This window comes from Devosia sp. (genome assembly GCF_024707125.1).
Taxonomy (GTDB): domain Bacteria; phylum Pseudomonadota; class Alphaproteobacteria; order Rhizobiales; family Devosiaceae; genus Devosia.
The window spans coordinates 362,300-386,237 of the sequence record NZ_JANQAH010000007.1 but is presented as its reverse complement, the minus strand read 5'-3'; the positions used below and the strand labels follow the sequence as shown (position 1 = coordinate 386,237).

The 23,938-nt window shown below is 61.8% G+C and carries 20 protein-coding genes; 5 read left to right on the top strand and 15 right to left on the bottom strand.

Going from position 1 to position 23,938, the window contains the following annotated elements:
- Positions 1–19: 19 nt before the first annotated feature.
- Complete coding sequence (yajC, locus tag NVV77_RS07115; RefSeq protein ID WP_295411771.1) at positions 20–370, bottom strand: preprotein translocase subunit YajC; 351 nt, start codon at positions 368–370, stop codon at positions 20–22.
- A 193-nt stretch (positions 371–563) separates the two neighbouring features.
- On the opposite strand from yajC, the gene NVV77_RS07110 reads away from it, so the two are divergent.
- Positions 564–1,430 (top strand): ATP-binding protein, encoded by an 867-nt coding sequence (locus NVV77_RS07110; RefSeq protein ID WP_295411770.1) that lies wholly within the window; start codon positions 564–566, stop codon positions 1,428–1,430.
- 69 nt (positions 1,431–1,499) lie between these two features.
- On the opposite strand, the gene NVV77_RS07105 is transcribed toward NVV77_RS07110, so the two are convergent.
- The 11 genes from NVV77_RS07105 to erpA form a co-directional block, all read right to left on the bottom strand.
- Positions 1,500–2,408, bottom strand: a complete 909-nt coding sequence (locus NVV77_RS07105; RefSeq protein ID WP_295411769.1) for a M23 family metallopeptidase — start codon at positions 2,406–2,408, stop codon at positions 1,500–1,502.
- Between the two features lie 539 nt (positions 2,409–2,947).
- On the bottom strand, positions 2,948–3,724 hold the full coding sequence (gene surE / locus NVV77_RS07100; protein ID WP_295411768.1) for a 5'/3'-nucleotidase SurE: 777 nt from the start codon (positions 3,722–3,724) through the stop codon (positions 2,948–2,950).
- A gap of 3 nt (positions 3,725–3,727) precedes the next feature.
- Complete coding sequence (gene serS / locus NVV77_RS07095; protein WP_295411767.1) at positions 3,728–5,056, bottom strand: serine--tRNA ligase; 1,329 nt, start codon at positions 5,054–5,056, stop codon at positions 3,728–3,730.
- A 121-nt stretch (positions 5,057–5,177) separates the two neighbouring features.
- Positions 5,178–6,020, bottom strand: coding sequence for a twin-arginine translocase subunit TatC (gene tatC, locus NVV77_RS07090; RefSeq protein ID WP_295411766.1), 843 nt, complete (start codon positions 6,018–6,020; stop codon positions 5,178–5,180).
- Between the two features lie 2 nt (positions 6,021–6,022).
- The gene (gene tatB / locus NVV77_RS07085; RefSeq protein WP_295411765.1) at positions 6,023–6,772 is read right to left on the bottom strand and encodes a Sec-independent protein translocase protein TatB; all 750 of its coding nucleotides are present in this window, start codon (positions 6,770–6,772) and stop codon (positions 6,023–6,025) included.
- Between the two features lie 51 nt (positions 6,773–6,823).
- A complete protein-coding gene (locus NVV77_RS07080; RefSeq protein WP_295411764.1) occupies positions 6,824–7,033 on the bottom strand; it encodes a twin-arginine translocase TatA/TatE family subunit in 210 nt (69 codons plus the stop codon).
- A gap of 586 nt (positions 7,034–7,619) precedes the next feature.
- Positions 7,620–8,276, bottom strand: a complete 657-nt coding sequence (gene scpB / locus NVV77_RS07075) for an SMC-Scp complex subunit ScpB (protein ID WP_295411763.1) — start codon at positions 8,274–8,276, stop codon at positions 7,620–7,622.
- Positions 8,273–9,058: a ScpA family protein gene (locus NVV77_RS07070; RefSeq protein ID WP_295411762.1), complete on the bottom strand. Its 786-nt coding sequence runs from the start codon at positions 9,056–9,058 to the stop codon at positions 8,273–8,275. Before NVV77_RS07070 ends, scpB begins: the two co-directional genes overlap by 4 nt.
- 79 nt (positions 9,059–9,137) lie before the next feature.
- Positions 9,138–9,917, bottom strand: a complete 780-nt coding sequence (xth, locus tag NVV77_RS07065; protein ID WP_295412265.1) for an exodeoxyribonuclease III — start codon at positions 9,915–9,917, stop codon at positions 9,138–9,140.
- A gap of 20 nt (positions 9,918–9,937) precedes the next feature.
- Complete coding sequence (locus NVV77_RS07060; RefSeq protein WP_295411761.1) at positions 9,938–11,041, bottom strand: serine hydrolase; 1,104 nt, start codon at positions 11,039–11,041, stop codon at positions 9,938–9,940.
- A gap of 30 nt (positions 11,042–11,071) precedes the next feature.
- The gene (gene erpA / locus NVV77_RS07055) at positions 11,072–11,425 is read right to left on the bottom strand and encodes an iron-sulfur cluster insertion protein ErpA (RefSeq protein ID WP_035083209.1); all 354 of its coding nucleotides are present in this window, start codon (positions 11,423–11,425) and stop codon (positions 11,072–11,074) included.
- Between the two features lie 86 nt (positions 11,426–11,511).
- Here erpA and NVV77_RS07050 point away from each other — a divergent pair, with 86 nt between their 5' ends.
- From NVV77_RS07050 to NVV77_RS07040, 3 genes are all read left to right on the top strand, one after another.
- The gene (locus tag NVV77_RS07050; RefSeq protein WP_295411760.1) at positions 11,512–12,705 is read left to right on the top strand and encodes a deoxyguanosinetriphosphate triphosphohydrolase; all 1,194 of its coding nucleotides are present in this window, start codon (positions 11,512–11,514) and stop codon (positions 12,703–12,705) included.
- 30 nt (positions 12,706–12,735) lie between these two features.
- The gene (gene argS / locus NVV77_RS07045) at positions 12,736–14,481 is read left to right on the top strand and encodes an arginine--tRNA ligase (protein WP_295411759.1); all 1,746 of its coding nucleotides are present in this window, start codon (positions 12,736–12,738) and stop codon (positions 14,479–14,481) included.
- Between the two features lie 73 nt (positions 14,482–14,554).
- Positions 14,555–16,723 carry an SPOR domain-containing protein gene (locus tag NVV77_RS07040; RefSeq protein ID WP_295411758.1) on the top strand — a complete coding sequence of 723 codons (2,169 nt, stop codon included), beginning with the start codon at positions 14,555–14,557 and terminating at the stop codon, positions 16,721–16,723.
- 44 nt (positions 16,724–16,767) lie between these two features.
- On the opposite strand, the gene NVV77_RS07035 is transcribed toward NVV77_RS07040, so the two are convergent.
- On the bottom strand, positions 16,768–17,577 hold the full coding sequence (locus tag NVV77_RS07035) for a tetratricopeptide repeat protein (RefSeq protein ID WP_295411757.1): 810 nt from the start codon (positions 17,575–17,577) through the stop codon (positions 16,768–16,770).
- 763 nt (positions 17,578–18,340) lie between these two features.
- On the opposite strand from NVV77_RS07035, the gene NVV77_RS07030 reads away from it, so the two are divergent.
- Positions 18,341–20,017, top strand: coding sequence for an ABC transporter ATP-binding protein (locus tag NVV77_RS07030; protein ID WP_295411756.1), 1,677 nt, complete (start codon positions 18,341–18,343; stop codon positions 20,015–20,017).
- A 43-nt stretch (positions 20,018–20,060) separates the two neighbouring features.
- Here the strand turns inward: NVV77_RS07030 and NVV77_RS07025 are convergent, their stop codons facing one another.
- A complete protein-coding gene (locus tag NVV77_RS07025; protein ID WP_295411755.1) occupies positions 20,061–21,068 on the bottom strand; it encodes a CorA family divalent cation transporter in 1,008 nt (335 codons plus the stop codon).
- Between the two features lie 4 nt (positions 21,069–21,072).
- Positions 21,073–23,826, bottom strand: coding sequence for a valine--tRNA ligase (locus NVV77_RS07020; RefSeq protein WP_295411754.1), 2,754 nt, complete (start codon positions 23,824–23,826; stop codon positions 21,073–21,075).
- Positions 23,827–23,938: the final 112 nt, after the last annotated feature.

Below are 23,938 nucleotides of genomic sequence, written 5' to 3'. Positions count from 1 at the left end.
CCGGCTAGTTCGGTCCGGCTTAGGCCGGCTTGTTGTCGTTGACCGGCTCGGCCTTGGAGCGCACGTCGGCGACCATGCCGCGCACGAGCTTCACCTTCACGCCCTGGGAGATTTCGACTTCCAGGTCTTCGCCATCAACAGCCTTGGTCACCTTGCCGACGATGCCGCCGGTGGTCACCACGGTGTCGCCACGACGGATAGCCGAGAGCATCGCCTGCTGTGCTTTCAGGCGCTTCTGCTGCGGACGGAAGATCAAGAGCCAGAAAATCAGAACCAGCAGAACGATCGGCATAAGCTGGATCAGAATATCGGCGAAACCTCCCGTGGCGGGTGCGGCTGCATCCTGCGCAAAAGCGGGCGTTACAAACATCAGGCGAACTCCTATGATTCTTCTTGTTTGGGGGAGAAGAGCGCCACGCAGCCCACGGCTGCAGACTGGACGCGAATGGGGTCCCGTGCACTTGCACCCCGGCCAAAATCGCGCGGACTATACATTTGGCCCCCTGTGATTGCAAAGCCATTCAGGGAACACAATGCCGCGCTTGAATTGAAGGACTGAACCGGTGAAAACCAAAGACTATCTGGGCCGTATCGCGACGGCTCTCGAGGCCATTGCCGAGGCGCTGGAAACAACATCGGGCGGAACTGCTGCTTTCGAGCTCGGCGAGGCCAATGCCTACCATTGGCAGGGCGAATCCGAAGCCTTGCTGGCGGTACCCAGGGTCAGCCGCGTACCGCTCGACATGCTGCGCGGCATCGACCATGTGCGCGATGTGCTGCTCAAAAATACCGAGCAATTTGCCCGCGGTCATGGCGCCAATAACGCCCTGCTCTGGGGCGCTCGTGGCATGGGCAAGAGCTCACTGGTCAAGGCCATTCACGCTGATATCGGGGCCCGCGAGGGTTTCGAGCGGCTGGTGCTGATCGAAATCGCCCGCGAAGATCTCGACACCCTGCCCCAGCTCATGCGCGCCATCTCTGGAAATTCCGCACGTTTCATCGTCTTCTGCGACGACCTCAGCTTCGATAGCGGTGAAACCAGCTACAAGTCACTCAAGACTATTCTCGACGGTGGCCTCGAAGGGCGCCCGGACAATGTCCTCTTCTACGCCACATCCAACCGCCGTCACCTGATGCCGCGCGACATGATCGAGAATGAGCGCTCGACGGCGATCAATCCGAGTGAGGCCGTGGAAGAAAAAGTGTCGCTGTCGGATCGCTTCGGGCTCTGGCTCGGTTTCCACAATTCCGATCAGGATACCTATCTCAGCATGGTCCGTGGCTATGCCGACTATTATGGCCTGGCTCTCGACGACGAAACATTGCGTGCCCGTGCGATCGAATGGGCCGCTACCCGCGGCTCCCGTTCGGGCCGCGTGGCCATCCAGCTCATTCGTAGCCTCGCAGGTGAACAGGGCAAAGTGGTCTAGAGGCGACGCCGAAGCACAAATAAAGAGGGCCGGTGCATCGCACCGGCCCTTCTTGTTTTGTCGCTGACCTTAGCTTGCGAGCAGCGGCACCGGATCGACCGGCGTTGCGCCCTTGCGCAGTTCGAAGTGCAACTGGGGCTTCGAGACCGAACCGCTCATGCCGACCGTACCGATAGAGTCGCCACGGCTGACAGCTGCACCCTTGGCAACGCTCATGCCGTTGAGGTGCGCATAGGCCGACACGTAGCCATTGGGGTGACGGATGAGGATCAGGTTGCCGTAACCTTCGACGCCCGAGCCGACATAGATGACCGTACCGTTCTCGGCGGCCTTGACCGTTGAGCCTTCGGGCACATCGATGTTGATACCCGTGCCGCGGGAGGCGGCAAAGTCGGTGATAACGCGGCCGCTGACGGGCCAGCGGAACTTGTCATTGCCGGAGGCGACAGGCTCCGCGGCTGGTGCCGTTGCGACCTGGGTAGGAGCAGGCGTTGCGACTGGCGCAGCAACGGGGGCCGGAGTAGCCGCGGGGGCGACAGCGACCTGCTGTGGTGCTGCCTGCGGACGCCCCAGCGGAGCGGGCGGAGCACCCAAGGTCTGGGTCGGCGCGACGCTTGCCACCTGCACGGCCGGCTGCGCTGCGGTCTGCGGCGTGCGCACCAGGTCCGGGCGGCCTGGGATGATCAGCGACTGACCCACGACGATCTTGTCGGGCGATGACAGGCCATTTGCCTGCACCAGCGCCTGAGTGGTGACCTCGTAGCGGCGGGCGATCGTGTAGAGCGACTCGCCGCCTGCAATGGTGTGGGTATAGGCGCCGGCCGTTGTCGGCGCAGCTGCCACCACGGGCGCTGCTGCAGGAGCTGCGCTGGGTACGCTGTTGTTGACTGGCAAGGCAGCGTTGGAGCTCGGAAGCGAACCGAGGGCAACGGCGGGCGGCATAGACGGCACGGAGGCCGAAGTCTGCATGGCGGGCATGGCTTGCGGGGTTCCCATGGAAGCGGAAGAACTCAGTACAGGAAGATCCTGGGATCGAACCGAGGGCGCACTCGCCCCCATACCAATCGGCGAAACCGAGCCGACCGGTTGCGTAAAGCCCGACTGCATGGGCGACGCGGATTGAACGGGAGAAGCGCCCCAGGCGGAACCAATGGGTGCCGGCGGCAAGAACCGCTGCTCGGCAACCTGCATCGTTGCAGGCGCTCCAAGCGAGGCTGGCATAGGCTGGTTCAGCGTGGCGGGTGCGGATGACTGGGCGACGGAGCCGGTCGTTGTAGAATCGCCAAACGTTCGCGATCCAAGACTTGAACAACCGGACAAGCCGACGGCTGCTACTAACAGACCAGCCACGGCGACTGCACCTTTAGGCACCCTGACAGACAGGTTTTTACGCATCGGCTAACTCGTACGCAGGTACTTAACACTGGAAACGAGACTAGGCCGGTAAGGTAAAAGCGACCTTAAGACCGATGCGATTTGAGTGAAATCGAACGCACGACGTTGTCGATTGAGTAAGGTTAAGATTGCCCGGATGGGGACAAGCTCAGCTTCGCCAGCCGTTCCAGGGCCACCTTTTCCGTCTGCTGCAGTGCAAAAGGGGTCACCGTAATCGTGTTCCTGCGGCGCAAAACCTCAAAATCCGCATTTGGATCCAAAGGCATAGGCGTTTCGGGAATGGCTACGAAGAACTCGCCGTCCCTGTCGCTTGGATAGTACCGGAAAGCCGAGCGCGAGAAGCGTTGGTGCGGCACGGCTGCTATCCCCGCAACCTCTCGGGGCGAGCAAACCGGGAAATTGACGTTGTAAAAAACATCGTCCCGCCCCTTCGCCGCAAGAATCGCCTGGACAACATCTGTCCCGAATCGAATCGAATTGGACCAATCGACTGCGTGACTTCTTTCGTAGTCGATCGCTTGACTCATCGCGATTCCGACCGCGCCCTGTAGCGCGCCTTCGCGTGCGCCGGCCGCCGTGCCGGAGCAATGAACGATGTCGCCCAGGTTCTGCCCGGCATTGATGCCGGACAGAACGAGGTCGGCCGGATGATCGGCCAGAACGTGGGTCATCCCCGCCACAACGCAATCTGCGGGAGATCCGCCGACCACGGCAAAGCGTCGTGGGCCGCGATTTTCAAGAACCAGTTCACGGCCAAGCGTGAACCGGTGCCCTGCCCCGGACTGGTTGCCATCCGGCGCCACGATCCAGACGTCATCCGAAAGCGCGGCGGCGATATCGGCCATGATGGCGATACCTGGCGCATCCACACCATCGTCATTGGTGATGAGGATGCGCATGGATCACTTGCCTCCGATGGAAGTGAGGCCGCCCATATAGGGCTGCAGAGCCTCGGGAATCAGCACCGAGCCATCTTCCTGCTGGTAGTTTTCGAGGACTGCGATGAGGCAACGGCCGACGGCAGTGCCGGAGCCGTTGAGCGTATGCACATAACGCGGCGCCTGCTTTTCGCCGGACGGACGATAGCGAGCCTCCATGCGGCGGGCCTGGAAATCGCCGCAGACGGAGACGGACGAAATCTCGCGATAGGTGTCCTGCCCCGGCAGCCAGACTTCGAGGTCATAGGTCTTGCGTGCGCCGAAACCCATGTCGCCGGTGCAGAGCATCATGACGCGGTAGTGGAGGCCCAGACGCTGGAGTACCGTCTCGGCACAAGCCAGCATGCGCTCGTGCTCGTCGATGGAGGTTTCGGCCGTCGTGATCGACACCATCTCGACCTTGTCGAACTGGTGCTGACGCAGCATGCCGCGGGTATCGCGACCGGCAGAGCCGGCCTCGGAGCGGAAGCAAGGGGTCAGCGCCGCAAAACGCAGCGGCAGTTCTTCTTCGGACAGGATGGATTCGCGCACCATATTGGTGAGCGGCACTTCCGCGGTCGGGATGAGCGCTAGGCGCGAGTCGCCGTGCGGGGTGAAGAACAGGTCTTCCTCGAACTTCGGCAGCTGGTTGGTGCCAAAGAGTGCGTCGTCGCGAACCAACAGCGGCGGCTGTACTTCGAGGTAGCCGTGCTCGGTCGTGTGCAGATCGAGCATGAACTGGCCGATGGCGCGTTCGAGGCGCGCAATCTGGCCCTTCAGCACGACAAAGCGGCTGCCGGAAAGCTTGGCGGCTACTTCGAAGTCCATGTCCTTTTCGGCCACGCCGATTTCGTAGTGCTCTTTGGGCGCAAAGCTGAAGCTCGGCTTGGCCGGCCGCTGCCGTGCTGCGGTTTCGGCTGTGCCGTTGGCGCCGAAATACTCGACATTGTCGCTTTCGTCGTCACCCTGCGGCACGTCATCGAGCGCCAGGTTGGGAATGACGGACAACGCGGCGCGCAATTCAGCCTCGACGGCCCGCTCTTCGGCTTCGCCAGTTGGAATAAAATCCTTGAGGCGGCTGACTTCGGCCATCAGCTCCTGGGCCTTGGCTTCATCCTTCTGAGCCTTGGCCTGGCCGATCTGCTTGGAAAGCGCGTTGCGCTTTTCCTGCGCTTCGTTGAGGCGGACGATGATCTCGCGGCGCCGATCGTCGATCGCCAGAAGATCGGAGGACCGCACGGAGACATTCTTGCGCCGGGAAACGGCAGCGTCGAAAGCTTCGGCGTTGGCTCTGATCCACTTTATATCGAACATCGGTTCTTACGGGCCCTTGCCCGCCTCTGGTTTGACGCAGGCCCTGGGTCTATGTCCCGGGGCGCGCCTGCCAGCGCCGCGGGGCAGAACTGAGCTGCACCCGCGAGAGAACGCGGAGCAGCTATTCGCTAGATGAGCCGGAAAGCCCGGAGTCCTGCGCCGCCAGTGCCGCCTCGCGGCGCTTCTGCACAAATCGGACAGACAGGATCGCCAGTTCGTAAAGCGCGTACATCGGCAGGGCAAGCCCGATCTGGGAGATCGGATCAGGCGGCGTGATCAAAGCAGCGACGATCAGAATGCCAACCACTGCATAGCGGCGACCCTTCTTGAGCATCTCGACATTGACGAGATCGATCTGCGCCAGAAGCGTCAGGACGACAGGCAACTGGAAGCAGATGCCGAAAGCCAGAATCAGCGTCATGGCGAAGCCGAGATACTCGGAAACACGCGGCATAAGCTTGATTTCGTCCGTTTCCATGCCGGCAAAGAAATGCAGGGCCATGGGCAGAACGGTGAAATAGACCATCAGCGCGCCCAGGACGAAGAAGACCGGGGTGGCGATGAGATAAGGCACCAGCGCCTTGCGCTCGTGCTTATAGAGGCCCGGCGCGACGAAGAGATAGATCTGCGTCGCGATGAACGGAAAGCCGAGGAAGATGGCGCCAAAGAAGGCCAGGTTCAGTTCGGTGAAGAACAGTTCCTGCGGGGCGGTGTAGATCAGCTCGATCGTATGGGTCGGGTCGCTGGCATAGACGCCACGATACGGCCCAAGCAGAATGTCGAAGATGTTTTTCGAGATCAGGAAACACCCGATCATCAGGACGACGACCGCAATGGCGCTGTAGATGAGGCGCTTGCGCAGCTCGATCAGGTGCTCGAGCAGCGGCGCCTCGCTGCCCGCGAGTTCGTCTTCGACCTCGGGCTTGTTCTTGTCTTCAAGCTGCGGCTGCTTGGCGTCGGCCATCGTTATTTCGTTTCTACCGGTTCAGCCGGCTTCTTGCGCGGTGCGCGCGGCTTTTTGGCGGGCGCGGCCGGTTCTTCTGCGACAACCTCAGCGACTGCAGCCTTCGTCCGCGGCTTGCGGGCAGGCTTTGCCACAGCTTCGGCTTCAACCGTGGCGGTCTTCGCTGACGGCTTCTTGGCGGCGCTGGTCTTGGCCGTAGTAGCGGCCTTGCTCGCGGCGGGTTTCTTGGCAGCAGCAGGCTTGGCGGCCTTGGCCTCTTCCACCGGCGCAAGATCGGTTGTCGTCACGGGCGATGTCGGCGCTGCTGCGGCGGCTTTGACTGGCTTTGCCTGTGCAGCCTTCACCGGCTCGGTGCCCTTGAAGCCATAGTCGGACGCCAGTTCATCATTCGACTTCTTGGCAGCCGGCATGCCTGCGGCACTGCGCAACTCGTCGACGACACTCTCGACCTTGGGATCGGCCGGCTTGATGACACCGCTCGGCTGCGGGCCGCTCGGCGTCATTGTGTTGAATTCCTTGCGGATTTCTTCGGCCGTTTTCTTCAGTGGCGAGGTGATGGAATTGCGGAGGTTCCGCACCTCATCAAGACCTGTCGTCCGATTGATTTCCCGCTGGAAGTCATTGCCCATGCGGCGGATTTGACCCACGAACTTGCCGATGCGTCCCATGACGACGGGCAGGTCCTTGGGGCCAATGACGATCAGCGCAACGACGCCGATCACCAGCATCTCTGTCCAGCCTAGACCGAGCATAAGGTTAGTCTCCGAGCGCGGCCCACGGCCGCCAAGTCAGGCCGAGAAGGATCAGACGTCCTTGCGTTCGGTCTCGCGTGCATCGACTTCAGCAGTCGTGGTGACGCGTTCAGCCGGCTTCTCGTCGTCCTTCATGCCCTTCTGGAAGGCTTTGATGCCCGAGGCGACTTCACCCATCATGCCGGAAATCTTCCCGCGGCCGAAAAGCAGAATAACGACGACGGCAACTACGAGAATGCCCCAAATGGAAGGCGCGTGCATGGTGATCTCCCTAGACTTTCAGAACGCGTTACACGCGATAGATGTGCGAGAAATAGGTTCAATCGCAGGCAAACACAAGAACGTGTTGCCTTTGCGCACTCACGAAAGCGGCAACCTGCGCCGCTGAGGCCATGGTTTGGCGTCTCTGAAGGCCGGGAGACGTGGCAGCAGGCAGGACAACGCGCATTGCAGCACAAAAGCCGCCCGGCCCTTTGGCGTCGCGGTTGCACGGTCGAGACGCCCTTCGGGCGCACGGTGGAAGCGGCTTTCGCCTCAAAATTTGGATGTAAGAAGAGGCGAAAGCCGCTTCGCACGTCCGGGATTTTTTGCGCATGCATCGAGCGGTCCCCTTTTGGGGTTTTGCGGTCCAGATCGCCGTCGGGAGCATCGCTGGGATGCAACGGGGGCTCTCTGCCGCTTGACCGGTGGTCAGCATCCACGCACTCGCCCAGGCGACCCCGAGCGACCCGACTTCCCGCCCGGCACTTCGTCGGTGCCGCGTGTTGACGGCGGGAACGAGGGCATATTGGCATGGGACGATGTGGGCGGGGATAAGTGGGATAGATCGCTCTCCGCAATGCTTGCGCTAGTCTTCGTCGCCGACCGCATCACCCTGATCATCCGGGGCAAGCGGGTCCTCGTCCTCGCGCAGGGCGCCATCGAACGGTAGCGGAATTTGCAGCGATGGCGGCAGCCTCGACGACAGGAGCCCTGCCCCCTTGAGTTCGTCGAGGCCCGGCAAGTCGGACAAATGCTCAAGACCAAAGTGGTCGAGAAAGGCGTCGGTCGTGCCATAGGTGACGGGCCTGCCCGGCGTACGCCGCCGGCCGCGCATGCGCACCCAGCCGGCTTCCATCAGGATATCCATTGTACCCTTGCCGACGGCGACGCCGCGGACTTCCTCGATTTCGGCCCGAGTCGCGGGCTGGTGATAGGCAATGATCGCGAGAGTTTCGAGTGCAGCGCGGGAGAGCGGCCGTGTTTCCTCTTCCTCTCGACGTAGCAGGAAGCCCAGGTCTTCAGCGGTGCGAAATGCCCAGCGATCGCCGCGGCGCACCAGATTGACGCCGCGATTGGAATAGAGCGCGCGCAGCTCTTCGATCAGCACGGGGAGGTTAGCGCCGTCGCCCACATAGGGCGCCATCTCGGCCAGAGACAGCGGTTCGGACGAAGCGAACAGCAGCGCCTCGAGAATGCGCAACTGACGCTGGCGCACCTCTCCTTCGAAGTTCTCTTCATTCATGGCTGTTCACGTTTCCGGCGCCGCAACAGGATGGGGCCAAATGTCTCGCTTTGCCGCACCTCGATTTCGCCCTGGCGAACGAGTTCGAGGCTTGAGGCAAAGGTGGATGCTCGAACCGTCGTTCTCTCATCGGATCGGGCAAGGTATTGTTCGAGATAGGTATCCATCGCAACCCATTCGGCGCTTTCGCCGATCAGCCGCTGCAAAATGTCTCGCGCGTCCTGCAGCGACCAGACGGTGCGCGTTATCGGGCGGTACTCGGTAACCGCGCCGCGCTCGCGCTGGGCTGAATAGGCTTTCAGCAGCTCGTAGTAGCTCGCTTCCCAGATGGATTTACGCGCCACTTCCAGAGGTTCGGGCGCACCGCGGGAATAGATCTGCAATCCCAGTCTCGGCCGGCCCAACAAGCGGCTCGCGGCCAGGCGCATGGCCTCCAGCCGCTTGAGCCGGAACTGCAGCATGGCAGCCAGCATCTCGCCGGACGGCTCGTCGTCGTCCTGCACCTGCGGCACCATGAGGCGGCTTTTGAGATAGGCGAGCCACGCCGCCATCACCAGATAGTCGGCGGCCACTTCGATGCGCCGCTCGCGCACCCGGTCGATGAAGGCGAGATATTGCTCGGCCAGCGCGAGGATGGAGATCGCCGCCAGATCGACCTTCTGGCGCCGGGCCAAGTCCAGCAACAGATCAAGCGGCCCCTCATAGCCGTCCACATCGACATGCAGGACCTCACCCTCTGGCGGCGCTTCTGCGTCGAGCCATTCGGTCAGCGAGCCGGTCATGAAAATATCCGCTGGGCAGAACTCATGCCGCATCCTTGGCGGCACGAAGCCGCAGCGTCAAGCGAGCCAGGCCTTTGGGCTAGAAGCTGAAGAGCCCTTCGACGGGAACGTGGTCGCTCGGCTTGTCCCAGCCGCGCACATCCTTGTGCACGGTGACATCGTCCAGCCGGTCGGCCGCCTGCGGCGAAAGCATCAAGTGATCGATGCGAATGCCGGCATTTCGCCGCCATGCACCGGCCTGGAAATCCCAGAACGTAAAAGTCTGGTCGGCGGTGATGGAGCGCAGGGCATCGGTCATGCCGAGGTTACGCAAGATGCGGAACTTTTCGAGGCTTTCCGGGCGATAGAGCGCATCGCCCCACCATGCGTCGGGATCATGCGCGTCGATCGGCGCGGGAATGAGATTGAAGTCGCCCATCAGCACGAAAGGCTCTTCCAAGGCCAGACGACCGGCAACGAAGGTATTGAGGCGATCCATCCAGCGCAGCTTGTAGGGAAACTTCTCCGTATCGACCGGATTGCCGTTCGGCAGATAGATATTGCAGATGCGGACCACGCCGCCTTCGACGGAAAAGACGCCTTCGATCAGGCGCGACTGTTCGTCGGCATCGTCGCCGGGCAGGCCACGATGCACTTCATCGAAGGGAAGCTTGGAAAGGAGGGCAACGCCGTTCCAGCTCTTCTGGCCATGGGTCACGACATTGTAGCCGAGCGCCTCGATCTCGGCCGTCGGAAAGCCTTCGTCGACCGCCTTGATTTCCTGGAGGCCGACGATGTCGGGCTTTTCTTCTTCGAGCCAACGCACCAGCAGTTCAAGCCGGGCCTTGATGCCATTGATGTTCCAGGTGGCGACGCGCAAGGCCATGGCTCTCTCCGGCTTTAGTTGAGGTCGGCGTAAACGGCGCGAATGAGGTCCTTGGGATAACGTCCCGTGCACCCTTCGAGCGCGGTATTGCTCATCGACATTATCGTAATGGCATTGGCGGGATCGACAAGCCAGGAATGGCCATAAACCCCGCCCCAATTCACCGTGCCCTTGGCGGAGGGTGATGCGGCGGCCTCGGGATCATCGATGACGGCACCGAAATAGCCGAAGCGCTGGCCCTGATCCTGCCTGTAGAGATCGCCAATGCGATTGGAAAAGCCCAGCGCAACAGTCTCCGGTTTCAGCACGGAGCCGCCGCCCTTGCGCAGGGCTTCGAGGAATTTTGCGATGTTTTCAGGCGTACCGGCCATGCCGGCACCACCGGACTGGAAGGCTTTGTCGCTAAAGATGCGGGAGGGCGAGAACATCACTGTGCCGCCGTCTTCTCCGGGGACGAATTGCGGGTCGGTCATCACGGTCGGCTCGGGCGTGCCATCGGCATAGGGGATGGCGAGGCGTGCCTTGTCGGCGACGAAGAAGCCGGTTTCGTCCATCCCGAGCGGCCCGGTGATGTGGGCGTGCACTGCGTCCTGAAGCGAACCGCCCTGCACTGCTGCCAGCACGGCCCCGAGAACGTCTATGGCGACCGAATAGGTCCAGCCGGTGCCCGGCGCGAACAGCAGCGGCGCGGCGGCGACCTTCGAGAAATTGGTGCGGAAATCCTTGTCGGTCGGCCCGAGGCCGGTCGAAATCGTCTCGTCGGCATAGCCATAGGCTAGGCCGGACGTGTGGGTCAGAAGATGGTGGATGGTGATCGGCGCGGGTGAACCGTTGTCGAGCTTGGGAGCAAAATAATCGAGGTGTTTGGAGACGAGATCGTCGAGCCCGAGCAGGCCCTTGTCGATCATGGCCAGGGCTGTTGCGGCAACGATGGGCTTGGTGACCGAGGCCAGCCGATAGATGGCGTTTTCCATCATCGGCACGCCGGCTTCGCGATCGAAATGACCTGCAGTGCGCCGCAGGATTAGTTCCCCATGGCGATAGACGATCAGTTCCGCTCCGACGATCTTGTTGCCGGACACAGCCTCATCCATGACCGCGTTGACGCGCGCGCCCATAGTCCCCTCCCCCGAAATGTTCTTGAATATTTAGACGGCAAAACTCGTGCCGCAGCCGCAGGATGCGACGGCGTTCGGGTTCTTGATCTGGAAGGCCTGGCCGATCAGATCGTCCGTAAAGTCGATTTCCGCGCCGCCCATGAATTCCAGGCTCAGCGAATCGATGAGCACTGTGGCATCACCCTTTTGCAGAACGAGGTCGTCCTCGTTCGCCGTCTCCTGCACGAGATTGTATTCGTACTGGAAACCGGAGCATCCGCCGCCAGCCACCGAAATGCGCAGCACGGTTCCCGTCGGTTCTTTCGAGAGAATGCGAGACACGCGCTTTGCAGCGCGATCCGACAATGTCACGGCAGGAGTTTCGGCAAGGGCGGCAGCGGTCATTTGAAGTGTCCGTACGGTCGTAATGTCATAACACTGGCCCTAAGATAGGCGCATCGCGCGCCATTGCAAAGGCCTGGAACGAGAAGATGAACGAAACAGCGCCTTATGCCAGCAAGCCCGAAAATTCCCTCGGGCGCCTCTACGGCACCGGACCGAGCCCGACCCGCTCGGAATTCCAGCGGGATCGCGACCGCATCATCCACTCGACCGCATTCCGTCGGCTGCAGCACAAGACGCAAGTTTTTCTGCATCACGAAGGCAGGCATTTTCGTAATCGGCTGACACATACGCTGGAAGTCAGCCAGATCGCTCGCTCGATCGCGCGAGCGCTGCGGCTTAACGAGGACCTCGCTGAAGCCGTGGCGCTGAGCCACGACCTTGGCCACACGCCATTCGGCCACGCTGGTGAACGCGCGCTGCATCGGGCCATGGCGCCCTATGGCGGGTTCGATCACAACGTTCAGGCGCTGCGGGTCGTGACCCAGCTCGAGAATCGCTATGCCGAACACGACGGCATCAATCTCACCTGGGAAACGCTTGAAGGCATTCTCAAACACAATGGTCCGCTGATCCATCCGGATGGCCGTCCATATGGGCGCTACGAGGAAGAAGGTCTGCCTGCGGGCGTTGCCGATATTCCCGCGGTCGCGGATTTGCGGCTATCGAGCCATGCGAGTCTTGAGGCTCAGGTCGCCGCTATTGCCGACGACATCGCCTATAATGCCCATGATATCGACGACGCCCTGCGTGCAGGCCTAGTTCAGCTCGCCGATTTCGAGGATGCGCCTATGGCGGGCCCGATCGTGCGCGAGGTCGAGGGCCTCTATCCCCAAGTCGCCGTAAAGCGGCAGACCCACGAAGTGCAGCGGCGCATGATCACGCGCGCTATCGAAGACGTCATTGCGCAGAGCGCGGCCAACATAGCCGCGTCCGGCGTCGGAAGCGCCGAAGATGTCCGCATGGCTGGCAAAACCCTGATCGCCTTCTCGCCGGCCGTGGCCGAAGCCGAAAAGGGCTTGAAGGGCGTACTCTATAAGCGCGTCTACCGCGACGAGGCGGTGATGCGACCTGTTCGCGAGAGCGAAGCCGTCGTTGAGCGGCTGTTTGCGGCCTATATGGAGAGTGCCGACATGCCCGGCCGTTGGGGCGATGCCGCCGGTGCGGCCAGTGATGTCAACGCCCGGGCGCGCATCATCGCGGACTTCATTGCCGGTATGACCGACCCCTATGCGCTTGACGAACATCAGCGCTTGTTTGACGCTAGGCCGGAATTCCGCTAACCGCCTCACAGCATTTCCAGCGGGTTTGTCATGGATATCTTCGCACTTTTCACCACTCGGGTCACCGAGGCTCTGCTTGCCGATCACCCCGAACTGGGCGCCGATCTGCTGTCGCGCGTTGTGGTGGAACCCCCGCGAGACCCCGCCCATGGCGATCTCTCGACCAATGCCGCCATGGTTGTGGCGAAGCCGCTCGGCAAGAATCCACGGGAAGTCGCTGCGGCTTTGGTCGAGCGCTTCAAGGCCGATTCCGACGTGACCTCGGTCGAGGTTGCGGGGCCAGGCTTCATCAATTTCCGCCTCGCCACGCCGATCCTGCACAAGGTGCTGAAGGCCATCGCCGAGCAGAAGGACGCCTACGGCAAGTCCAACCTCGGCAAGGGCGAACGGGTCAATGTCGAATATGTCTCGGCCAACCCGACCGGTCCCATGCATGTGGGCCATACGCGCGGCGCCGTCTTCGGCGACGCCCTCGCTTCGCTCATGGCCTATTCCGGCTATGATGTGACGCGCGAATATTACATCAACGACACCGGCGGCCAGACCATCATCCTCGGCCAGTCCGCCCTGCTGCGCTACCGCGAAGCGCTTGGCGAAACCATCGAAATTCCCTCGGGCTTCTATCCCGGCGACTATCTCATTCCCGTCGGCAAGGCACTTGCTGCCGAATATGGCGCTTCGTTGCTCGAAAAGCCCGAGCAGGAAGCCGTGCTGATCGCTCGCGAGGCTGCGCTAGCCGAGATGATGGAACTGATCAAGGCCGACCTTGCCCAGCTCAATATCCATCACGACGTCTTCTTCTCCGAGCGCACTCTGCATGGCCAGGGCGGCGATATCCAGACGACGCTCGATTGGCTGCGTGAAGAGGGCATGGTCTATCAGGGCCTACTCGAAGCGCCCAAGGGCAAGACGCCAGACGATTGGGAAGAGCGCGAGCAGACCCTGTTCCGCGCCAAGGATTTTGGCGACGACACCGATCGCGCGCTGGTCAAGTCGGACGGCAGCTATACCTATTTCGCCGCCGACATTGCCTATCACCGCAACAAATATCTCCGCGGCTTCAAGCACATGGTCAATGTGCTCGGCGCCGATCACTCGGGCTATGTGAAGCGTCTGCAGGCGGCCGTGAAGGCCGTGTCGCAGGGCGAAGCCGATATCGACGTACGCATCTGCCAGCTCGTGCGGCTGCTCAAGAACGGCGAGCCGTTCAAGATGTCGAAGCGCTCCGGCGACCTGGTCCTCCTTTCTGACGTGGTCGAGGAGGTTGGCGCCGACGCCACGCGCTTCATGCTGCTCTTCCGCCGCAACGACGCCTCGATGGATTTTGACTTCGCCGTCGTCAAAGAACAGACCCGCGACAACCCGGTGTTCTACGTGCAGTACGCGCATGCTCGCGCCTGCTCGATTTTCCGCAAGGCGGGACTCGAAGTGCCGGGGCTCGATTTCAGCGCCCCTGCCCTTGCTAACGCGGAAGTCGAGCGGCTGACCTCGGCTGCCGATCTTGAGCTGATCCGGCTCCTTGCCGCCTGGCCGCGGACCGTTGCCGCTGCTGCCATTGCGCACGAGCCCCACCGTATTGCATTCTATGTCCACGACCTCGCCGCGGCTTTCCACGGCTTCTGGGCAAAGGGCAACGACGACCATTCGTTACGCTTTGTTAATGCTGCCGATCCAAAGCTCACTTTGGCGCGACTCGCACTTGTGGATGCCGTACGTCAGGTAATCCGCAATGGCCTTGGAATTCTGGGTGTTTCGGCTCCCGAAGAGCTTTCATAATTCGGGCGCATTAGTGTGAAAACTCGCTGCAAACTCCCCAAAGGAGCTGGCAGCAATCTAGGGGCGCTGGCCGATGACGACAGCGAAACCGAAACATATGGCAGGACAGACCGATAGCGCGGACGACCTGATCGCGGAACTCGCTCGCCTCATGGCTGAGGACGCTCAAGGCGACAAGCCCAAGAGTGAACCGGCTGTGACGGTTCGAATACCGGGCGGCGATAGTCCTGCAGCGGTTGCGCCCCAGAAAGAAGTAGAGGCACCGAGCCGCCCGGTACGTATTCCGGGCGACAATGCTCCTGCTCCTGCTCCTGCTCCTGAACCTTTTGTTTTCGGTTTCGACCGCAAGCCGCAGGCCAGCCAGCCCAAGGTGGATTCGCCGCAGCGCGTGGAGCCAGCGGCGTTTGCTCCTGCCTTTGGTGCCGCCAAGCCGGCCGTGAATGAGGCGCCGGTCGTAGAGCGACGCTTTACGCCCCAGCCTGCACCCGCACCGACGACGCCCGTCGAGCCTATTGCGATTGCCCCACAGGATGTCGCGCCGCCCGCTCCGGTGTTTGTGCGCGCCGAACCTACGGCGCCGCCGGCCGAAGAGATGCCGGATCTGGATCAGGATAGCCTTGCCAGTCTGATCGCAGCTGAACTGGCCGTTGGCGACGAGCCAGAACCCCGAGTTCAGACCCAGGACGATCCAATCGACGAACTGGACGTAACTGATGCGGTTCGTGGCCAGACTTTCCCGCGCGAAGCCGATGCCTTTGGTATTCCTCCGGTTTTCGGCCTCGCCCCAAACCTGGCCAACCGGCCTGAGGTTCGCCCTGAACCTGCGGAAGTTGTGGCTCCCGAGGTCAGGCCGGCCGAGGCTCATTCTGCTCCTCAGCCAGTTGAACCGCCGCAACAGCCCAAACCTCAGTCCCTGCCCGATCCTCTCGAAGAGATCGAGCGGCTGATTGGTCCCGCAGCCCGCGTCCAGCAGGCGCCCGCGGCCCCTAGCCCGGCCCTGCGCAGCCTTGCGACGCCGACCTTGCCGTCGCGCGAACCCCAACCGGCCGCTGTGGTGCCACCGGCACAGAACAAAACCCGTGTCTCATCCGTGGAAGAGGCCATTCTGGCCGCTGCCGAGACCAGTGGGGCCCGAGTGGAATGGGTAGAGCCGGCTATCGAAGCCAGCCTGCCACCTGAAGAGCCTGCAAAGTCCCCAAGAGCACCGCGCGGCCGTGTGCTTGGCTTGACGCGTTCGCTTGCTGGACCCGTCGTCGCCACGCTGCTGCTGGCAGTTGCGGCAGTCGGCCTCTACACGGTCCTCGGCCTTGGTAGCGGCACGCCGGAAGGCCCTGCCCCGCTTGTTGCTGCGGATACAACGCCCACCAAGGAAGTCCCCGAGCCGACACCTGCCGCCGACGCAGCCAGCCAATCGGTGGTCTTCAACGAAATTTCTGGCGTCGACACCGGCGCTGAAGAACAGATCGTCTCGCGCGATCAGTCCGACGTGGAGGCAGTGACTCAGGTCGCGGCCGCCGCCGATGTCAGCGAAGAAGGTTTGGTCAACCGCAAGGTTCGTACGGTCACCGTGCGGCCGGACGGCACCATCGTGAGCGGCGGCGACAGCCTCGCCGGTTCTGCGATGCTGCCGGTTGATCGTCCCACCGTGCCGGAGGTTCCTGGCGCCGATTTCTCGACGCCAGATCTGATTGCCAATGCCATTGCGAATGCGCCGGCCGCCATTCCTGAGCCAACGCCAGCCGCTGCGGCGCCCACGGTCGTTCCCGTGCAGCCCGGCTCGACCGTACCGGTTGTCGACCTGACCGGTACGCCGGTCGGTGGCAAGACGGCGCCTGTTCCGCTCGTTCGTCCGACGAACTTTACGCCGCAAGCGGCCGTCGCAGCGCCTGTTGCCGCAACGCCGGCCCCCGCCGTGGCAACTGCGCCTGCGCCGACCTTGCCGACTGTAGCTCCTGCCGCACAACAGCCCCAGCCAACCGCCACGGCGTCAGCCGGCGACTCTGCGCCCGCCTATGTGCAATTGTCGTCCCAGCGGACAGAGGAAGCGGCCCGCCAGACGGCCGAGCAAATCGCCAGCCGCTTTGGCTCGCTTTTTGGCGGCGCCAGCCTCGAAGTCCAGCGCGTTGATCTCGGTGATCGTGGGATTTTTTATCGCGTTCGCGTGCCGGCCAATTCGCTGCAGGACGCCAATACGATCTGCTCGAACGTCAAGGCCAATGGCGGCGACTGCTTCACCCTCTAGGGGTTTTTGATGCCGCAGCGCTAGGTCGCTGCGGCTATGTGTTCTCAGAAATCGGCGAACTGCGGTGCGATGGACTCGGCTAGCGCTGCTGCATTGGCGCGATCCTCGGGCCGCGCCATTGACGATGCCCGGTTAAGCAGCTCATCGACTTGAGCCTGATCGGCGGTGCCGCGGCAACGGTCGTGGGACAGGTTCAGCCACATCAACCCTTCGATCGGCTGGGCCTCGATGCCTTCCATGCCGGTAAAGAGCAGGTCGCCGAGGCGGGCCTGCGCCAGGCAGTGGCCCTTGCGAGCGGCAAGCGAAAACCAGCGGGCGCTTTGCAGTGGATTTACGCCCAAGCCTTCGTCCTGCAGATAAAGCAGGCCAACGCGGTACTGGGCATCGGCATCACCAAAATAGGTGGCGGCATGGAGCAGCAGCGCATGCGAGCGCTCGACATCCGCCGGAATGCCGGCATCGGGCACGCCTTGGCGATAGTAGTCGCCCATCTTCACAAAAGACTGCGCGACGATATCGGACTCGACGCCACGCGGCGCCGCATCGGCGTGCTGATTGGCGATCTGGGCAAAATAGCCAAAGGCCTTTGCAGGGTCCTTGGCAACGCCCTCGCCATTTTCATACATGGTCCCAAGCTGCCACATGGCCATGGGCTGGCCAGCAGCGGCCGCATTTTCAAGCGCGGAAAGATAGGCATCGCCAGACACGCCGCCGCCAGCGCCGTCCAGCATATTGGCTAGATCGAGCGCGGCTTCGGCCGCTGTCTGTGCCTGTGCGGGGATCGCTGCTGTCAGAACCGACAGCGCAAGTCCGGTTACCGCGGATGCCAGATAAAAAGCCGGCGATTTCCGCATCTTACTCCTTTTGCCCATAACGGCATGGGCGGGTGCTACAAATATCTGCTGTTCGACCGGCATACGCGAGGAATTTGACCCCGATGCCGGCTGAGGAAAAGCGAAGTGTGAAGTTTTGGTAAACTCGCATTGCGGCAGGATTTGAGCCGAGGACATCACATCCCCGCGGGCACCGCCGACGGCCACCAGGCCGCTCAAATATCTGGAACTGATCGTATCCTGTCTGCGCACGTGCTCACCAAGAACTGGCGGATTCCCGCCTATTTTCAAGCAGTCAGGCGCGCCACAGACAGGTCAAAGACGAAGCCCGGCGGCTCCATCCCCGAATTGCCGACACCCGCCCCCGAATGCCTAGCCATCTCGTTTAAGATGAGATTGTGGCGGGAAACATCGCCAAATTCTTTATGCCGCGGGGCGCCGCAGTGAATCCCGGGTGCTGTTGCCAATTCGTCACAGAGGTCCAGAGCCTGATTGGCCGGGACGAACACAGCGTTGTGAAAGAGGCGCGAAGCACCCATACTTCGGCGGCTTTTGCGCCGCATATAGGAGTTCGAAATGAAAGCGATCCTGTTCCCGATCAACCACACGGAAATTCATCAGGACATGATCGTTCATGCATTCGAAAAACTCCTCGGAAGAAGCGCGCCCGGACAACACTAGCCGCTCTCTTCGCGACACCCTTTCCGACTTCTTCGCGCGGCCCGGCTTTCAACGGGCTCGCAAATTTGTCTCTTATTATCGGCCCTACCGGCACTTGCTGGTCATGGACCTTGTCTGCGCAGCGCTGATCGCGGCAACGGCGATCGCTTTGCCGCTCTGCGCCAACTATGTCACGACGCGGCTGCTGATCCTCGACGACAGCGGCGAGGCGCTCTCGCAGATCTTCGCCATGGGCGGTGTCATGGTTCTGGTGCTCATTGCCCAGGCCGGCGCAACGTTTTTTGTCGACTATCAGGGCCACGCCATGGGCGCGCGCATCGAGGCCGACGTGCGGCGGGAGCTGTTCGAGCACTGCCAAAAGCTCTCTTTCGGCTTTTACGACCGTAGCCGTGTCGGGCAATTGATGAGCCGGATCACCAATGACACCTTCGCTCTGGGGGAAATGTTCCACCATGGGCCGGAGGATATCGCCATTGGCCTCCTGAAGTTCACTGGTGCGCTCACCGTGCTGTTCTTCATCGATGCGACCCTGACGGGTTACATCGCCATCCTTCTTCCGGTTGCAGTGGTTTATGCGCTCTACTTCAACCGACGCATGAACAAGGCGCTGGCACTGAGCAGGGAGAAGATCGCCTCGGTCAATGAGCGGGTCGAGGATGCTCTGGGCGGCATTCGCGTGGTGCAATCCTTCGCCAATGAGGGTTTTGAGCTCGCCCGGTTTGAGGCGGAAAACCGCACCTTTGTCGAAAGCCGCAAGGATGGCTATCGCAGCGAGACATGGTTCTTCGTGGGGATGGAGGTCTTCGTCCATCTGGTGACGATCATCGTGATCATCGCCGGCGCCATGCGGATCCTTGCCGCAGACATGTCGGTGCCCGACCTGCTGACGTTCCTGCTCTGCGTCGGCGTTCTGGTCGATCCGGTGAACCGCCTCGCCAATATCGTCCGGCTCTGGCAGGAAGGGTCCACCGGGTTCACGCGCGTCATGGAAATCCTCGAACAGGTTCCTGATATCGTGGATGCACCGCATGCCCGCCCTGCCCCACATTTCAACGGCAACATCCGCTTCAACGACGTCGGCTTCGGCTACGGCGATGGCAGGACGGTGTTTTCAAAACTGAACATCGATATTGCTCCCGGCGAGTTCGTGGCCCTGGTTGGTCCATCCGGGGTCGGCAAAAGCACGCTCTGCGCGCTCATCCCGCGGTTCTACGAGGTGGAAAGCGGGGGCATCACGATAGACGGTCAGGATATCCGCGATTTCGAACTGGCCTCGCTCCGGCGCCAGATCGGTGTCGTGCAACAGGACACCTACCTGTTCTCGGGCACGGTGGCCGAGAACCTGCGCTATGGCCGTCCGAACGCTGGTGACGATGACGTATTTGCCGCCGCGAAAGCTGCCAATGCCCACGACTTCATCATGGCCCTACCACAAGGCTATGACACCGATGTCGGGCAGCGTGGGGTGAAGTTGTCGGGTGGGCAAAAGCAGCGCCTGACCATCGCCCGTGCTTTCCTCAAGGACCCGGCTATCCTCATCTTCGATGAGGCGACTAGCGCGCTCGACAATGAAAGCGAACGGGCGGTGCAGATGGCGCTGCAATCGCTCGCCAAGGGCCGCACAACCGTAGTGATCGCGCACCGGCTAACCACTGTGCGCAATGCCGACCGCATTCTCGTGCTCACCGAGGATGGGATCGTGGAGCAAGGCCGGCATGATGAGCTGATGGCGGCAAACGGCTACTACGCTCGCCTTCAGGCAGTCCAGGCCAGCATCTAGGCCTCTTGCCAATGTCCCTCCCCACTGGGGAGGGACAGCACGCCTAGAACAGACGGCTTTTGCGCATCCACCAGACAAGCCCACCGGCAAGCACGATCAGGATGGCGCAAACCACCCAGAACGCCCCGCCGAACTCTGCCAAGGGAATTCCGGAGACGTTCATGCCGAGCATGCCGCTGATAAGGGTCAGTGGTGAAAACACCACCGTCACGGCCGCCAGCAGCAGCATGGTCCGGTTCATTTGTTCGGCGCGGTCGTCGACGATTTCTTCGTGCACCAGCACTGCGCGTTCAGAGAGGGCCTGCAGTTCATCGCCAATGCGAGCCGTGCGCATGGCCGCGTCGCGCAAGCGCAACCGGTCCCGGTCCGAGAAAAAGGATAAGTCCTCGATTTCCAGTGTCGTCAGCGCATCGCGCTGCGGCCAGACGAGGCGGCGGAAGTTGATGAGCGTCCGGCGCAGGTGCTCAAGATTGTCCTGCGCCTTTTCCGTGCGATGGGTGATCAGGGTCTCTTCGACTTCATCGAGCCGATCGCCCAGCATTTCGATCAGCGGTTCCAACCGGTCAGTGGCCCGCAGCGCCAGGCGCGCAATCAAATCAGCCGGCGACACCGGAGCATGGACCGCCTGCTCCCATTTGGACATGCCGAGGAAATCCAGAATGTTGAGCTCTGACGCGATGATGACGCGGCCTTGTTCGATCCACAATGTGAGGAACTGACGACCAACATCATGCGGTGCGGCGCCCGGGCGAACCACACGCAACATCACCAATGCCCGATCATCCATGACGGTGCATCGCGCTCGCGAAGTTGGCGACGTAAGAAGCCCCGAATTGAACTCGCCAAGCTCCCCGCGCAGCCAGAGCTTGAATTCGGGCGCCTTGGAATTACCGACAACCAGCTTGAAGCCGCGCGGCGGCACGACCGGCGGTATCTCGCTCGGTTCGTACCGCTTCATGCCGCCTTCGCCGTCGAAAACGAGGACGGCGCCGACACCTACGAGACCGTTATGCTGGGCGCGGTCGCTGGGCTGCTTCGGGCTGCCGTCCATGTTGTCAGCTCAGGCGCTTCAGAGCTTCGAGGATCTTCTGGCGCCGGTCGACCGCTGCTTCGCGACGGGCCTTCTGCTCCTCAATCACTTCTTCCGGTGCCTTCGAAACGAACTGCTCATTGCCGAGCTTCTTGTCCACGCCAGTGATTTCGCCGTCGAGCTTGCCCACTTCCTTTTCGAGGCGGGACTTTTCGGCGGCGATGTCGATCACACCAGCCAGCGGCAGAGCGTAGGTGGCATCGCCAACCACGAACTGGGCGGACTCGCCCGGCACCTGGTTCTGCGGCGAAATCTGCTCAAGACGGGCCAGACGTGTGATCAGCGAGGTGCCGGCGACGAGACGCGCCAGTGTCTGCTCGCCCGCCCCGGTCACGACCAGCTGCAGCTTGGCGCCGGCCGGCACGTTCATTTCGGCGCGCACCGAGCGAACATTGGAAATGACGTCGATGAGCCATGCCAGTTCCGCATCGGCCGCTGCGTCCTCAAGACCCTGATAGGTCGGCCATTCGGTGAGGATGAGCAGGTTGTCGCGCTTCGGCCCGGCCTTGCCGGTTTCGGCCCACAGCTCTTCGGTGACGAAAGGCATCATCGGGTGGAGCATGATCAGGATCTGATCGAGCGCCCAGGCAGCGGTTGCTCGCGTTTCCGCCTTGGCCGCCTCGTCCTCGCCGTTGAACACCGGCTTGGCGAATTCGACATACCAATCGCAGAACGTACCCCAGACGAAGTCATAGGCATTGTTGGCGGACTCGTTGAACTTGTAGTCCTCGATGCCCTGGCGGACGCTCGCGAGTGCGCGGACGGTCGCGCCGACGATCCAGCGATTGAGCGCCAGCTTGTTGGCCTTGGGGTCAAAGCCTTCGACGCGGCGGCATTCGTTCATTTCGAGGAAGCGCGCGGCGTTCCAGAGCTTGGTGACGAAGTTGCGATAGCCCTCGACGCGCGAAATGGCGAGCTTCAGGTCGCGGCCCTGCGCTGCCATAGCGGCCAGTGTGAAGCGGGTGGCATCGGCACCATATTCATCGACGAGCTTTAGGGGGTCGATCACGTTCCCCTTGGTTTTGCTCATCTTCTGGCCCTTTTCGTCGCGGACCAGGGCATGCATGTAGACGGTGTGGAACGGCTCCTCGTCGAGGAATTCCAGGCCCATCATCATCATGCGGGCGACCCAGAAGAAGATGATGTCGAAGCCGGTGACCAGAACGTCGGTCGGGTAATAGCGCTTGAGTTCAGCCGTTTCATCCGGCCAACCGAGCGTCGAGAACGGCCACAGCGCCGACGAGAACCAGGTGTCGAGCACGTCCGGGTCGCGGGTCAGTTCGACGGCCTTGCCATAGTGCTTGGTCGCAGCTTCCTGCGCTTCGGCTTCGCTATAGGCGACGAAGGCCTCATTGTCCGGGCCGTACCAGGCCGGGATCTGGTGGCCCCACCAGAGCTGACGCGAAATGCACCACGGCTTGATGTTTTCGAGCCAGGCGAAATAGGTGTTTTCGTACTGCTGCGGCACGAACTTGGTGCGGCCTTCGCGCACCGAAGCCAGCGCCGGCTGAGCAAGCACATCGGCCTTCACCCACCACTGGTCGGTCAGGAACGGCTCGATGACGACGAGTTTGGATTTCTCGTCATGCGGCACCATGATCTTCTTGTCTTCGATATGGTCGAGACCGCGCGTGGTGTTTTCTTCGGCGAGGGCCGTCAGGTCCGCAACGATGGCCTTGCGGGCCTCGAACCGATCCAGACCGCGGTACCTTGAGGGAATGAAATCGGCATCGATGATGGCGCCACGGCTCGTGAAGACGTTGATCGGCTCGACGCCGGCGCGCACGCCAACTTCGAAGTCGTTGAAGTCGTGAGCGGGCGTGATCTTCACTGCGCCGGTGCCGAGGGTCGGATCAGCATATTCGTCGGCGACAACCGGGATGCGGCGACCAACGAGCGGCAGTTCGATGAACTTGCCGACCAGCGACTGATAGCGCTCATCTTCCGGATGCACGGCGACAGCGACGTCGCCCAGCATCGTTTCCGGACGGGTCGTCGCGACGATGATGTAGTCGCGCGTCTCGTGGCCGGTGACGTTGCCTTCCTCGTCCTTGATCGGAAACTGATAGGTTACGCCATCCGCCAGCGGATAGCGCAGGTGCCACATGTGGCCCTTGACCTCGATGTTCTCGACTTCGAGATCCGAAATGGCCGTTTCAAGACCCGGATGCCAGTTCACGAGGCGCTTGGCACGATAGATCAGGTCGCGCTTGTGCAGCTCGACGAAGACCTTGGTGACGGCCTGCACCATCTGGTCATCAGCCGCGCCGCGCTCGCCCATGGTGAAGCGTTCGCGCGAGAAATCAGCCGAAGCGCCAAGGCGCTTGAGCTGGTTCATGATGGTGCCGCCGCTCTCGGACTTCCATTCCCACACGCGGTCGATAAAGGCCTCGCGGCCCATCGAACGGCGATCCATCTGCTTTTCGGCAAGCTGGCGCTCGACGATCATCTGGGTGGCAATACCGGCGTGGTCGGTACCCGGCTGCCAGAGCACGTCCTTCTTCAACATGCGGTTGAAGCGGATGAGAATGTCCTGGATCGTGTTGTTGAGCGCGTGCCCGATATGAAGCGAGCCCGTTACGTTGGGCGGCGGAATGACAATGGTGAAAGTCTCGGCACCCGGCTTTGCGCCCGCACCTGCGGCGAAGGCCTTCGCGTCGAGCCAGGCATCATAGATGCGGCTTTCCACGGCAGCGGGTTCGTAGGTCTTTTCAAGCATAGGTCACTCGCAACAACATTGACCCGCCAGGCAGAACATGGCGGGCCCAATCAGGGTTGGCAACTTCAAGCAAAAGCGCGTCGCAGGGTCAACTGCGACGGGGCAGGAAAAG

Bases quoted from the DNA above. Each gene is read 5' to 3' on its own strand.
- NVV77_RS07080 (WP_295411764.1), bottom strand. From the start codon at position 7,033: ATGCACGCGCCTTCCATTTGGGGCATTCTCGTAGTTGCCGTCGTCGTT.
- NVV77_RS07030 (WP_295411756.1), top strand. From the start codon at position 18,341: ATGGACCTTGTCTGCGCAGCGCTGATCGCGGCAACGGCGATCGCTTTG.
- scpB (WP_295411763.1), bottom strand. From the start codon at position 8,276: ATGAATGAAGAGAACTTCGAAGGAGAGGTGCGCCAGCGTCAGTTGCGC.
- serS (WP_295411767.1), bottom strand. From the start codon at position 5,056: ATGTTCGATATAAAGTGGATCAGAGCCAACGCCGAAGCTTTCGACGCT.
- argS (WP_295411759.1), top strand. From the start codon at position 12,736: ATGGATATCTTCGCACTTTTCACCACTCGGGTCACCGAGGCTCTGCTT.
- NVV77_RS07050 (WP_295411760.1), top strand. From the start codon at position 11,512: ATGAACGAAACAGCGCCTTATGCCAGCAAGCCCGAAAATTCCCTCGGG.
- NVV77_RS07035 (WP_295411757.1), bottom strand. From the start codon at position 17,577: ATGCGGAAATCGCCGGCTTTTTATCTGGCATCCGCGGTAACCGGACTT.
- yajC (WP_295411771.1), bottom strand. From the start codon at position 370: ATGTTTGTAACGCCCGCTTTTGCGCAGGATGCAGCCGCACCCGCCACG.
- tatB (WP_295411765.1), bottom strand. From the start codon at position 6,772: ATGCTCGGTCTAGGCTGGACAGAGATGCTGGTGATCGGCGTCGTTGCG.
- NVV77_RS07020 (WP_295411754.1), bottom strand. From the start codon at position 23,826: ATGCTTGAAAAGACCTACGAACCCGCTGCCGTGGAAAGCCGCATCTAT.
- NVV77_RS07105 (WP_295411769.1), bottom strand. From the start codon at position 2,408: ATGCCCGCCATGCAGACTTCGGCCTCCGTGCCGTCTATGCCGCCCGCC.
- erpA (WP_035083209.1), bottom strand. From the start codon at position 11,425: ATGACCGCTGCCGCCCTTGCCGAAACTCCTGCCGTGACATTGTCGGAT.
- surE (WP_295411768.1), bottom strand. From the start codon at position 3,724: ATGCGCATCCTCATCACCAATGACGATGGTGTGGATGCGCCAGGTATC.
- NVV77_RS07040 (WP_295411758.1), top strand. From the start codon at position 14,555: ATGACGACAGCGAAACCGAAACATATGGCAGGACAGACCGATAGCGCG.
- tatC (WP_295411766.1), bottom strand. From the start codon at position 6,020: ATGGCCGACGCCAAGCAGCCGCAGCTTGAAGACAAGAACAAGCCCGAG.
- NVV77_RS07060 (WP_295411761.1), bottom strand. From the start codon at position 11,041: ATGGGCGCGCGCGTCAACGCGGTCATGGATGAGGCTGTGTCCGGCAAC.
- NVV77_RS07025 (WP_295411755.1), bottom strand. From the start codon at position 21,068: ATGGACGGCAGCCCGAAGCAGCCCAGCGACCGCGCCCAGCATAACGGT.
- NVV77_RS07070 (WP_295411762.1), bottom strand. From the start codon at position 9,058: ATGACCGGCTCGCTGACCGAATGGCTCGACGCAGAAGCGCCGCCAGAG.